10 protein-coding genes are annotated in these 11,756 nt (G+C 43.3%); 3 read left to right on the plus strand and 7 right to left on the minus strand.

Features of this window, described 5'->3' with window-relative positions:
- Nucleotides 1-61: 61 nt before the first annotated feature.
- Nucleotides 62-1,030, plus strand: a complete 969-nt coding sequence (locus DACET_RS02250; RefSeq protein ID WP_013009788.1) for a sigma-70 family RNA polymerase sigma factor — start codon at nucleotides 62-64, stop codon at nucleotides 1,028-1,030.
- On the plus strand, nucleotides 1,027-2,211 hold the full coding sequence (locus DACET_RS02255; protein WP_013009789.1) for a M24 family metallopeptidase: 1,185 nt from the start codon (nucleotides 1,027-1,029) through the stop codon (nucleotides 2,209-2,211). Before DACET_RS02250 ends, DACET_RS02255 begins: the two co-directional genes overlap by 4 nt.
- Here the strand turns inward: DACET_RS02255 and DACET_RS02260 are convergent.
- The 5 genes from DACET_RS02260 to DACET_RS02280 all read right to left on the minus strand — a co-directional run bounded on the left by DACET_RS02260 (nucleotide 2,198) and on the right by DACET_RS02280 (nucleotide 8,047).
- On the minus strand, nucleotides 2,198-3,043 hold the full coding sequence (locus tag DACET_RS02260; RefSeq protein ID WP_013009790.1) for a cytidylyltransferase domain-containing protein: 846 nt from the start codon (nucleotides 3,041-3,043) through the stop codon (nucleotides 2,198-2,200). The genes DACET_RS02255 and DACET_RS02260 overlap by 14 nt on opposite strands.
- A gap of 10 nt (nucleotides 3,044-3,053) precedes the next feature.
- Nucleotides 3,054-3,752 carry a PIG-L deacetylase family protein gene (locus tag DACET_RS02265; RefSeq protein WP_013009791.1) on the minus strand — a complete coding sequence of 233 codons (699 nt, stop codon included), beginning with the start codon at nucleotides 3,750-3,752 and terminating at the stop codon, nucleotides 3,054-3,056.
- Complete coding sequence (locus tag DACET_RS02270) at nucleotides 3,745-4,806, minus strand: N-acetylneuraminate synthase family protein (RefSeq protein ID WP_013009792.1); 1,062 nt, start codon at nucleotides 4,804-4,806, stop codon at nucleotides 3,745-3,747. Before DACET_RS02270 ends, DACET_RS02265 begins: the two co-directional genes overlap by 8 nt.
- 176 nt (nucleotides 4,807-4,982) lie before the next feature.
- Nucleotides 4,983-7,364: a flagellin N-terminal helical domain-containing protein gene (locus tag DACET_RS02275; protein ID WP_013009793.1), complete on the minus strand. Its 2,382-nt coding sequence runs from the start codon at nucleotides 7,362-7,364 to the stop codon at nucleotides 4,983-4,985.
- Between the two features lie 320 nt (nucleotides 7,365-7,684).
- Nucleotides 7,685-8,047: a flagellar protein FlaG gene (locus DACET_RS02280; protein WP_013009794.1), complete on the minus strand. Its 363-nt coding sequence runs from the start codon at nucleotides 8,045-8,047 to the stop codon at nucleotides 7,685-7,687.
- A 223-nt stretch (nucleotides 8,048-8,270) separates the two neighbouring features.
- On the opposite strand from DACET_RS02280, the gene DACET_RS02285 reads away from it, so the two are divergent.
- A complete protein-coding gene (locus tag DACET_RS02285) occupies nucleotides 8,271-10,172 on the plus strand; it encodes a motility associated factor glycosyltransferase family protein (protein WP_013009795.1) in 1,902 nt (633 codons plus the stop codon).
- 3 nt (nucleotides 10,173-10,175) lie between these two features.
- Here DACET_RS02285 and DACET_RS02290 read toward each other — a convergent pair whose 3' ends face one another.
- Entirely contained in the window at nucleotides 10,176-10,916 is a 741-nt protein-coding gene (locus DACET_RS02290) for a WbqC family protein (RefSeq protein WP_013009796.1), read from the minus strand.
- Nucleotides 10,913-11,755, minus strand: a complete 843-nt coding sequence (locus tag DACET_RS02295; protein WP_013009797.1) for an amidohydrolase family protein — start codon at nucleotides 11,753-11,755, stop codon at nucleotides 10,913-10,915. Before DACET_RS02295 ends, DACET_RS02290 begins: the two co-directional genes overlap by 4 nt.
- Nucleotide 11,756: the final 1 nt, after the last annotated feature.

Below are 11,756 nucleotides of genomic sequence, written 5' to 3' on the forward strand. Positions count from 1 at the left end.
CACAAGGGTTTGTAGAAAAAGATGTATTTTTCATTAAATTCACAGAAGTGTTGGAGAGATTATGAGTGAATCTGAAATAGTTGACAAAGAAGAACTTTTGGAAGAGGAACCGACGGATCTCAGCGAAGTTGAAGAGATCGAGACCAAACTTGATACCTGTGAAACTGAACCAGAGCCGAAATATGAGTATTCGTCTGAAGACCTCGAAGTGTTTAAGATTTATCTTAACGAGATATCGAAGTATCCGGTTCTCACGAGGGAACAGGAGGGGGAGCTCTCGCAAGGGATAGAGAAGGGTTGTAATGACTCAAAGGAGACAATGATTAAATGTAATCTGCGTCTCGTTGTTTCCATTGCGAAGAAGTATATCAACCGTGGGATGAACCTTGTTGACCTCGTGGAAGAGGGGAATATCGGGCTATTGAAAGCAGTGGAGAAATTTGACTACACAAAAGGTTTTAAATTCAGCACCTATGCAACATGGTGGATAAGGCAGGCGATAGAGCGTGCCATCATCAACCAGTGCAGGATGGTGCGCATTCCCGTGCATATGTCAGAGAACATCAGTAAAGTGATGAAAACACAGAATGAACTCCAGCAGAAACTCGGGCGCGAACCCACTATCCACGAACTTTCAACAGCATGTAAGATGCCCCTTTCAACCCTTAAAAAAGTATTTGACGCAATCAAACAGGACACTTCGCTTGATATGCCTGTTGGTGGAGATGAGAGCAGCACTCTTCATGAGTTTATCGCTGACGACGAGAAGTATCTTGATCCTTATCTGAAGATCGAGAATACCAGCAAGAAGGAGATCATCTTTAAATGGCTCACCTTCCTGTCTGATAACGAAAAGACTATTATCATAAGACGCTATGGTTTAACAGGTAATGACCCCGAGACTCTTGAGTCTATCGGTAACGACCTTGGGATAACAAGAGAGCGTGTCCGTCAGATTGAGAAACGCGTGCTGAGCAAGATGAGAAATCTGCTGGCAACTAAAAAAATATCTCTGGAGGAGCTTCTTTGAACCTGGTACCGAAAGAGGAACTGCAAAGCCGTCTTACTGCTTTCAGAAAGAAAATGGATGAGCATAATAATGGGTGGAATGTTGCCTTTATTATCGATAAGGTCAATCTCTTTTACCTGACAGGCACTCAGCAGAATGGGATACTGGTTATCCCCAGAAGCTCCGATGCTGTCTTTTTTGTACGCAGAAGCTACCAAAGGGCAGAGCTTGAGTCGAATTTTGAAAAGATTGTTAAAATCAACTCGTTCAGGGACATTCCGCCTGTTACCGGTAGTTTAGGGAAGACAGTTTATATCGAAAAAGAATTTGTTCCTATTGCCCATTTTGAACGTATTAATAAGTATTTTGGATTTGAGGAGATCAGGTCATGTGATTTTGCGCTTTCTGCCGCACGGGCAGTAAAGACTAAGTATGAACTTGATATTATGCGGCATGCCGGCATCCTCCACAGGAAGACGCTTGAGGAGTATGTCCCCACGGTTATCAGAGAAGGGATAAACGAAAAGGAACTCGCAGCAGATATTATGCATTACATGCTGGATAACGGACATCACGGTGTAACCAGAATAGCTATGTTTAACACAGAGCTTTTTCTGGGGCAGGTTTGTTTCGGTGAAAATTCAATGTATTACAACACTTTTGACGGTCCCGGCGGTATAAAAGGCATCTCTCCTGCTGTTCCTCTTTTCGGCAACGAGAACAGGAAACTTGCCTGTGATGAGCTGGTGTTTGTAGACATCGGATTCGGTATTGAAGGCTATCATACGGACAAAACACAGGTCTATGCCTTCGGTACATTGCCTGACGAGGTCTATGAGTATCAACTGAGATGTGTGGATATTCTTGATGCCACTGTCAGCAGGCTGAAACCAGGTGCAATACCATCAAAGATATATGAAGATGTGCTTTCTGAGTATGATGAAGAATTTCTTGAGTATTTCATGGGAGTAGGGGACGAGCGTGTTAAATTTCTGGGGCATGGTGTCGGACTTGTAATAGACGAATATCCTGTTATCGCTAAGGGGTTTGACCTGCCACTTGAGGAGCATATGGTGCTTGCTGTTGAGCCCAAACGGGGCATCCCTGGTGTGGGGCTGGTTGGGCTTGAAAATACATATATTGTCACGGATAAAGGCGGTGTGAGTCTTACCGGTGACAACAGGGATATCATTCAGATCTGAGTTTTTGCCTGATAATATCAGAAGCGGTGTAAAGTTCCTGTAGATCAAGGACTTTTACGGCCTGCTTTAACTCGTCCTGTATGTTCTCAAACTTGACCTTATTCTGCACATTTGCATTTATTTCATAGAGCCACGGTTTTGACCTGAAAAGCTCTACAATGGACTCATTGCCGAAATAATTGTCTTTTTCGTAAAGCATGTCATAAACAGCGCACAAAAGCGTATAGTCCTCTTTATTATCAAGGGTTATTCTGATATCTTCCCCCCCTGTTAATGCTTCAGGTATATATGAACCTATTTTAAACTTTTCAGGTCGCCCTGTGATGTATGGGCTGACGTGTTCCATTTCATATTTCAGATCGGCGTTTCTGTCTGCCTCTTTTAATGCGGTAAATCTAATCACTTCTGCGTCCAGACCGTGGGCATAGACTCTTGGTCTGTTGTTTGAAATGTAATCAAATGTGCCGTCATTTTTATAAAATTCCACCATTGTGTCAATAATATCTGGGTCTATACATGGGCAGTCACTGGTTACACGAACCACAATATCTGCTCCAAAGGCTTCCGCGGTTTTTGTGTACCTGTTCAGAACATTATCCTGACTTCCTCTGTAGAAATCCATTCCTGTGTTTGTACAGAGATCTGCGATCTGATCGTCAATTTCTTCATCGGTGGTGGCAACAACGACATAGTCCAGCTGTCTGCATTTTTTAAGCCTTCTTATAACCTGTTCCAGAACGGTGATTCCGCTTCCAAGGGGCAGGTCTCTGAGTATTTTGCCGGGCAGTCTGGTTGACGCTGTGCGCCCCTGAACGATTGCTGCAGTTTTCATTTTAAGCCCTTTAGTAAATTTCGCGCATCAGCATAAAAGCCTCTGCATATTCTTTGCCGCACTGTCTGCCTCGCATCTGCGCAAGTATTTTTATGGATTCCATAGACCTTGGGTAAGGGTCAGGCTGGATTTCAGATTTGTAAAAGGCGAAAGCGTCAAGCTTGGTTTGCATTGAATCAGCAATATCGACAAAAACATTTGGTCTGAAAGCGTTTTCATGGAAAGTCGGATTTGCGAATTCTGTACTTGACTGAACTTCGTAGGCATAAAGCCTTATGCAGTTTTCATCAGGCAGTGGTCTGAAAGCTGTCAGAGTTGCCTTGTTAGTGATAAAATGGTCGTTATTGAGATCCCCGCCGTGCTGGGTGAAGACCGTGTCCGGCTTAAAATCCCTCTTAACCTGCTCGAGTATTTTTATTATATCCAGCAGTGCCACAGTGTCAAATCTGTTGTCCGACAGACCTCCGAAGATAACTTCATTTATGCCGGCAGTATGTCCTGCCTGTTTTGCCTGAGTTTTCAGGTCTGACAAAGTCTTATCTATTTCAGCCTCAGGTACGGTACCGGATCTTGACTGGGCGCCTTCACCCAGTATGATTACTTTTACATCTGTTCCGTTTTTGGCAAGTAATTTTGCTGTACCGCCGCACCCGAGTATCTCGTCGTCTGGGTGGGCAGCGACTATCAACGTTTTTTTGCTGTTAAACATTGTCGAAGTCCTCCGGGCTGAGGCGTGTGGTTTTGGGGATATCTTTATTGAGTTTCTTACCTAATATTCTGTCCCTTTCATAGGGTTTCATGCCGTAGCCAGGGCGTTTATATGTTATATCTGACAGTGTCAGGACTGTTCCTTTTTTAAGGTCATGTGCGCTTACAATGCTTCTGCGGTATTCATCGCGCCCCTTTGCCTCAATATCAGCGTAATGGAGACCCTCTTTCCCCATGATTGTTTCAGCCTTCCGTATCATTTGTACCATTTTTGCAAATTCTGCAGGGTCAGTGGAAAACCTGTGGTCAGGTCCCGGGAGGTTCTTATCCAGAGTAAAGTGTTTTTCAACCATACATGCTCCAGCAGCAGCCGCCAGCATAGGAGCTTCCCACCCTTCGGTATGATCAGAAAAGCCCACCGGATAACCATAAGTGTCCCTGAGAGCCTTTATCCTGTTCAGGTTGCACTGGTCGAATGGGGTGGGGTATGAGCTGACACAGTGCAGTATCACAAGCTCTTCGCACCCTGCATTTTTAAATATACTGACTGCGTTATCTATTTCGTCATATGATGCCATGCCTGTTGAAAGGATAACCGGAAGTCTTTTGGATGCCATATGATTTAGCAGGTCGATATTTATAAGGTTTTCGCTTGCGGTTTTTAAAACGCTTACGCCTATTTCTTCAACAAGATCAACAGCGTTGATGTCCGCCACGGATGTCATGAAGTCTGCGCCTTTGCTTTCTGCGTATTTTTTCAGGATTATGTGCCATTCGTATGGAAGCTCCAGCCTTTTGAACATTTCATATTGGGACTCGGTTACAGTTGTGCCGTCAGACTGGGTGTATGTGTACATGAGGTCTCTGTCTGCTACTACTTCATCTGAACTGAATGTCTGAAATTTCACAGCATCAGCTCCGGCTGATATGGCAGCATCGATTGTTTTTTTAGCAAGAACCATATCGCCGTTAAAATTAACACCTATTTCCGCAATTACATAACACGGGGAGCCAACTTTCCTGCCGTTTATGTATACGTCATTAATCTTCTGCATGGGGTTCTCCATTTGAAAGAAAATATCAAGTTTGCATCTCTATTGATGATATCTCAAAAAGTTTATATTTAACAGTGCAAAACAATCAAAAAAAGCCCCCGGTGTGAGTGCCGGGAGCTTTTTGATATTTGCAAAGCAGTCACTTAAGCTGCTTTTAGTTTGGTTTTGTTCTCTTCTTAACCAAGAAGTGAAAGAACCTGCTGTGGAAGGCTGTTAGCTTGTGAAAGCATAGATGTTCCAGCCTGATTCAGAATCTGGTTTCTTGTGAACTCTGTCATTTCTGAAGCAAAGTCAAGATCGCGGATTCTGGATTCAGATGCAGTCAGGTTTTCTCTTTGAGTGTCCAGACCTGTGATTGTATACTCAAGTCTGTTAATCTGAGCACCTATTGTAGCTCTGATACTAGAGATGGATTCCAGTGCGGAGTCGATCTTAGTAATAGAGGCCTGAGCAAGATCCTGGTCAACCATCACTATGTCGTCAAGACCGAGTGAGCTTGTGTTAACTTGCGGGATAGCTGTAGAGATTGTCTGACCAGCATTAGCACCGATCTGCATTTCCATAGCGTTGTCAACAACGTGGAGTTTAACGTCTGTTGATGAACCGGCTGCGAAAGTCATCTCTTTTTTAGCGTCATCCCAGCTAATGTCAAGACCTGTACTGCCGTCGATTTCAACGTTAACGCCTTTGATCACGTCTCTGAGGACGTAGTCGTTAACTTCATCAGAACCTATTGACTCACCAGTGTGTGCGTCAGTAACGTCAACAGTTACAGCACTGTTTGTGCCTTCCTGTATAGCCTTGAGGTTAAGACCGTCTATAAGTGACTGGTCGCCGATGAATGAAAGCTGGCTGTCAGAGCCGAGTTTTGCTGTCTGGATAACAAATGTACCCTGAACAGCTTCATTTGTGTAGTCTGACTCTGTTGAAACATAATTAACAAGGTTGTTGTTAACATCTGATGTGGTGCTGCTTGTTGAAGAGTCAGCGCCCATTCCGAGAGTGTCAACGAGAGCGTTAGTCAGTTTTGTCTCGAAGTCAGATATTGTGTCGTCACCTTCAAGATAGATAGTAGCAGATGTACCGTTACCATATACTGTGAGTGACTGAGTCTGATTGTTGTCGAAGATACTTCCACCGTCCTCTGTAGCGAACTGAGAAAGATCGCTGAGTTTGGTAGATGATGTAGCGGCCTCACCGGCACCACGCACAGCGATATCTATCCTGGTATCGCCTGTTGTAGAACCGTTGGATATTGCAACACCTGTGTTCTCTTTAAAGCTGAGAGTAAGGCTGCCGACATTCAGATTACCAGTGTTTTCATCAAGTGAAGCGTGGTAAACATTAGTATCTTTATAGTCAATTACTGTATCGCCGTTGTCTGCTTCAGTGAGTGCGTCAAAGGCGATTGTTGGGCCGGCTTGTCCGTCAGGACCACCGCTAAGCCTGATTGTACCACCACCGGATTCTGTTGCGCTGGAGCTTACGTCTGGTGTAACTGCGATAAGCATTTTGTCACCGGACTGAACGCTTCCGCTTGCTCCGAGAGAAATAGAAGCACTTACGCTTACTGTTGTTCCACCGAAGTCAAGATCGTTTGCTATAGCTATTGAGCCTGCACCTGCTGCTGTGAGTGTTACAGCTGTCCAGTCAGAAGCTTCACCTGTTTTAGCGTTGATATAGCGGTATTTGATGTCTACATCTTCGTCAGTATCGCCTTCAACTGCTTCATCAAACATTACTTCAAGGTAACCTGCTGTGAAGCTTGATGTTCCTACAGAAGCTGCTGTAACAGCGAAAGAGCTGCCGGACTGAGCATATGTTGAAAGAACATCTGCTGTGGCTGCTGCTGTGGAGCCTGAAGAACCGACTGCAAGTGTGTATACACCAGAGCCTGTTGTTGATGTAAGGCTTTTCGCATCTGAAACAGATGCAAGGTTAGATGTGTTTGTAGTGTAAACTGTTGTGATTTCTGCTGCGATTGAGTCTTCGCTCAGGGACATAACGTTTGTTTTGTACACATAGTTTTCGCCAGGATCAACAGTAATATTAAGGTTATAGTTACCTTCGGCAACTTCGCCTGTGATGATTGTATTGATCTTGTCTGACTGATCTGTAGATGTGAGAGCAGTAGAGTCACCGTTAAGAAGTTTCTTTGTGTTGAACTCAGTTGAAGAAGCAACACGGTTGATCTCTTCTTTAAGCTGATCAACTTCTTTCTGGATTTCTTGACGGTCGTTTGTTGTGTACACGCCGTTACCAGCTTGTACAGCAAGTTCTCTCATTCTTTGTGTCATGTCCTGAATGGTAGAAAGACCACCTTCAGCAGTTTGCAGCAGTGAAATACCGTCCTGGGCGTTCATGGAAGCTCTTTGAAGACCGGAAATCTGACCACGCAGTTTCTCTGATATTGCAAGACCTGATGCGTCGTCAGCTGCACTGTTGATTCGGAGACCGCTTGAAAGTCTTTCAAGGTTTTTGGACATATCTGAGCCTGTTTGGCTAAGGTATCGCTGCGAAGTAAGCGCAGCAACGTTTGTGTAAATTGTCATTCCCATTTTAATACCTCCGTGTAATTCCTCTAGTTTTGGCGTCCTTGCCTTAGAGTATTCTTGTTATTTTTTAAAATTTTAATGGCTTGTTTGTTGTACAGAACGTCATGTTCTGTCTATTGTCATGGCTCCATTTATGTTGTGCTAATAAAATATCTTTGTTCCATGCACCTCCTGATGCTGAAACCAAAAAAGGCCGATGCTCCTGTGACAGGAAAACATCGGCCTGATTATTTCAGTACCTTTCATATTCTGTTGTTAGAGATAAAATCGGTTCTTTATAAGAATACTTAATAAAAAACCTTCACCTCACTTAAAGTTTTTTGCTATGACGTACTGTCATACAGCAACCCTACCATCTCTTTGATGTTACGGGAAAGCCTTACAGCCTCTTCGTTAGGTATTTGCCTGATTACCTTTTTGTCGTCACTGTCGATAATCTTCACAACCACTTCGTTAATATCTTCTTCGATAGTGAATTCGCGCCTAACATTGAGCGATTGGAGAGCACTGTTGAGCTCTTTTACTGAAGCTTCCAGCTGTTCTGGCTTAACCTCTTCCTTTTCGGGTTGTTTTGCCGCATCTCTACTGCCTTCATTAACAGATTGAGTCCTGAGAGTCTCGTTACCTTGAGACGCACCGGAGTTATTACTGTTTATAACGGAAGTGACGCTGGTTGTTTCGTACATGATACACCGCCCCTTGTTCTAAAAGCATAAAGTGTTTCTTGGTTATAAACACAAGCCATCTTCAAAGATACAGCTCATCAGTAACAAGCTACATCTCTGGTAATCATGTTATCGTCATTATCGAATTAAACTTAAGGTAATTTTTAAAAATTACATATGGATTGACTAAATATCGAATACCAAATATTATTTTAAGGTAGGTACTGAAAAAACGGAGTTGCTGATGTCTGTTGAAAAGAAGAATTTTGATGCTCTTAAACTCAAATATCCCCAGCTGTTCGATAAGCTTTCTGCTATGAAACCAAGCGGAAGATATCAGGTGATTAATGCCGGAAACGGTAAACACCTTAACCTTATCGACCATCAGCGAAAGGTTTTCTACTATGATAAATTCAGTCCGTACAGTCCTGTTGAAAAGGATATTATTGGCAGGCAGATAAAGATACCTAATCTTGCGATTTTTCTGGGCTGCGGGCTATTTTACACAGCAAAGGCTTATCTGGATAATTATATAAACAAAACAGCCTCCGGCGAGAGCAGACTATATATAATAGAAAAGGATATCGATTCATTCAGAACGGTGATCCAGTTTGTAGACATTTCTGCGCTTATCCTCCATGATGGGATCATCTTTTATGTAGACACAGACCCCCATTCGATAATGATAGACCTCAGTGCCAGATTCAAGCAGGGGGGGATAAAGGCATTTATTAAGGCGATGAACTTTATCGAAGACCTGAATTCTTTTACCGCTTATAAAGATTATTATATCAACTGCATAAGAGCTGTTAAGGAAGCGGCGAAAGATACTCTTATCTTTTTCGGAAATTCACCTCTGGATTCCCTTATCGGTATCGAAAACACCTTCCTTAATATTATGGAAATAATAGACAATCCCGGGGTTAAGGATTTAAAAGGGGTATTCAAAGGTAAGCCCGGAATAGTAGTCTCAACAGGACCTTCTCTTGAAAAGAACATACATCTTTTAAAAGGGCTGGAAAATAAAGCTGTGATATGTTCTCCCGATGCATCACTTCAGGTCATGCGCAATCACGGCTTTAAACCCCATATGGTTACTTCGCTGGAGCGGGGGCCAGCCACAGCAAAACTCTTTGACTATATTACTCCTGAAGATACGGACGATGTCTATTTTGCTGCGACACCCGTAATTCATCAGAATACCTACTCAAAATGGCATGGTAAAAAGATTATCGTTTACAGGAGTTTTGCAACGTTTGAATGGCTGGAGATAGAAAAAGGGACTCTGGACATAGGACCGTCAGCCGGTAATATGGCTTTTGAACTGCTGGATTACCTCGGGTGCAACCCTATCATACTGATCGGGCAGGATCTGGCTTTTGGTAAGGACGGAAACACACACGCAACAGGCAGCCGCTTCGGTAACAAAGAAGACAGACCCCACTTTAAAGATACATTGATGGTCGAGGGGAATTATCAGCCTCAGATACAGACTATGCGAATCTGGGAAAATTTCAGACGATATTTCGTGGCTGATATTTCGAAAACTTCAGCGACAGTTATAAATGCCACGGAGGGCGGTGCAAAAATACAGGGAACTCAGATCATGACCTTTCAGGAGGCTATCGATAAGTACATTGATGATGATGTGAATGCTCTTGATATCATATCCGGTTCTCTGAATCAGCCGGATGAAAAAGAAAAACGTGAATATCTGGAAAAGACTCTGGAGAAAGTTAATACTGCTACAGATTTTACAAAAGATGTTCAGCAGAAATTTTATTCCGCTGTCCTTATGTGTAATGAGTATTTCGATGTTATCTGGAAGAATTTTCAGGAAACAGGAGATTACGACGGCAAGAGGACAAAAGAGATTCTCGACAGCACTTCAGACATTATGGCAGTGTGCAACTCTCAGGACTTTTACCATATCCTCATGCATTATGTTCAGTCTTATTATATTAAATCTGTTATGGATATATATGGTGTGAAGGCGAATGCAAAAGACGGACGTTCTGAACAGTATGAGGTGTTGCAGGTTGCTGCTGAATTTTTCGAAACGATGCACGGGCTCATGTCGAAAATCCTTCCCATGTTCGAGCAACTGCAGAGGGTTCTCAAGGGCAGGCTTGAAAGCGGAGACTAGCGGTTATAGAAGCTCACTTCTAAGCTGTGATTGTGTTATGTTTCCGCTCAGTAATATATCCATGCTGTCCGGTCCGTGGTTAAAGAGAAGGTCGGCAATCGTCATATAGGGCTCGAAGCCTTTGAATCTCTGCTGGTACTGTGGGTGAATATATTGCTGGAAATAGATTTTTTTTCTGTTCTCTGTGAATAATTCTTCCCTTACATAGTCCCGTCCGAGAGCACCGAATACTACAGCGTCACCGTTTAGTTTCATACAGTGGTCTAACACAAGCTCGTCTTTGACACCTTTAAACGGAACTTCACTCATCCTTATGATTTCACGCTTAATCCCCAGCGCACCAGCAAAAAAGTTGAACTGTGCCCAGCATAGGTCAACAAGTTTTTCCCATTTTGTTTCTGTGTACATTTTTTCAAGATTGCCGGCATAATCTTCAAAGTATTTTGATTTGCAGTAGTTTACTTCAATTGATTTCCAGTGCTTAGCCTGCCAGTAGTCTTTTGATTCAGGGTTCTGATCTTTGATGATTATGTCGTTCAGCATCTTGGACCGGCTATTTTTCTGGTCAACAGGTACACTAAGCCATATCCAGCCGTCCGGTATGCGTATCTTGTTGCGGTTGTTGAAGTCGTTGTGAAGGTACTGCACCGTATCCATATAGACGAACGTATCGCACAGATAGAGCTTGTGAAAAAGCCCCAGCCACGGTAGATAAACCGCCTGATGTCCTGATATTATTTTCATACAGACGCTCCGAAACCGAAAAGTCTTTCCGCTGTTTTGTACAGTATGTTCTCTTTGGCTGCGTCACTCATACCTGAATTCTGAATGTACCGGATCTGTGTGGATTGATCGTGGCAGTGATTAAACGGAAAATCTGTTCCGAATACTATGTTGCTGTTACATATCTCCGCAGCAAACTCTACGAATCTCATCGTTGATGATACTGAAGTTATATAAGTTACATTCTTTAGCATTTCTTTGATATGGGGGATTTCGGCATATAAACATACGAGTCCGCCCATATGCTGTGCAATTATTTTCAGATCAGGATTTGCAGCAGTAAAGCTGAAGAACCTTGATGGGGTATCGCCTGTCGCTGTCTGGGTCATGTGGTGTGTGTGAACCATCATAAACATATCTCTCGCTGTTACGGCATCCACAACAGGCTGAAGTTCAGCGTCGTTGATGTGCACCCCCTGCCATGTGGGGAGCAGTTCGATTCCTATGAAAGTGGATTCGTCAAGCTGTTCGATCTCTTTTGCAGCCTGCTTGATGTCTGAAAGGTTCGGAATGTAAAGCCCTTTGAACCTTCTGTCCGCCTTCACCAGCTCTTTTATGTAGTCGTTGTTCTCACGCTGGATGCCTGGATCAAGCCAGCTTAAACCCATGAGCAGTCCGTTTGCTATATTGTTTTTTCTCATGGAGCTGTCTAGAGCTTTGAACGACATCATGTCTCTGACTGCGTCAAAATCCTTATGCATATGAACAGCCTGCACTACAGGTTCTTCGCTGTATTTTGCAAAAGATGCCTTACATGCTTCGGGGTGCAGGATGTGTATTTCGCTGTCTATTATCTTCATA

It is taken from the genome of Denitrovibrio acetiphilus DSM 12809 (assembly GCF_000025725.1).
GTDB classification, from domain to species: domain Bacteria; phylum Chrysiogenota; class Deferribacteres; order Deferribacterales; family Geovibrionaceae; genus Denitrovibrio; species Denitrovibrio acetiphilus.

Coding starts and splice junctions, on each gene's coding strand:
- DACET_RS02270 (WP_013009792.1), bottom strand. CDS start 4,806: ATGCAGAAGATTAATGACGTATACATAAACGGCAGGAAAGTTGGCTCC.
- DACET_RS02295 (WP_013009797.1), bottom strand. CDS start 11,755: ATGAAGATAATAGACAGCGAAATACACATCCTGCACCCCGAAGCATGT.
- DACET_RS02265 (WP_013009791.1), bottom strand. CDS start 3,752: ATGTTTAACAGCAAAAAAACGTTGATAGTCGCTGCCCACCCAGACGAC.
- DACET_RS02250 (WP_013009788.1), top strand. CDS start 62: ATGAGTGAATCTGAAATAGTTGACAAAGAAGAACTTTTGGAAGAGGAA.
- DACET_RS02260 (WP_013009790.1), bottom strand. CDS start 3,043: ATGAAAACTGCAGCAATCGTTCAGGGGCGCACAGCGTCAACCAGACTG.
- DACET_RS02290 (WP_013009796.1), bottom strand. CDS start 10,916: ATGAAAATAATATCAGGACATCAGGCGGTTTATCTACCGTGGCTGGGG.
- DACET_RS02285 (WP_013009795.1), top strand. CDS start 8,271: ATGTCTGTTGAAAAGAAGAATTTTGATGCTCTTAAACTCAAATATCCC.
- DACET_RS02275 (WP_013009793.1), bottom strand. CDS start 7,364: ATGGGAATGACAATTTACACAAACGTTGCTGCGCTTACTTCGCAGCGA.
- DACET_RS02280 (WP_013009794.1), bottom strand. CDS start 8,047: ATGTACGAAACAACCAGCGTCACTTCCGTTATAAACAGTAATAACTCC.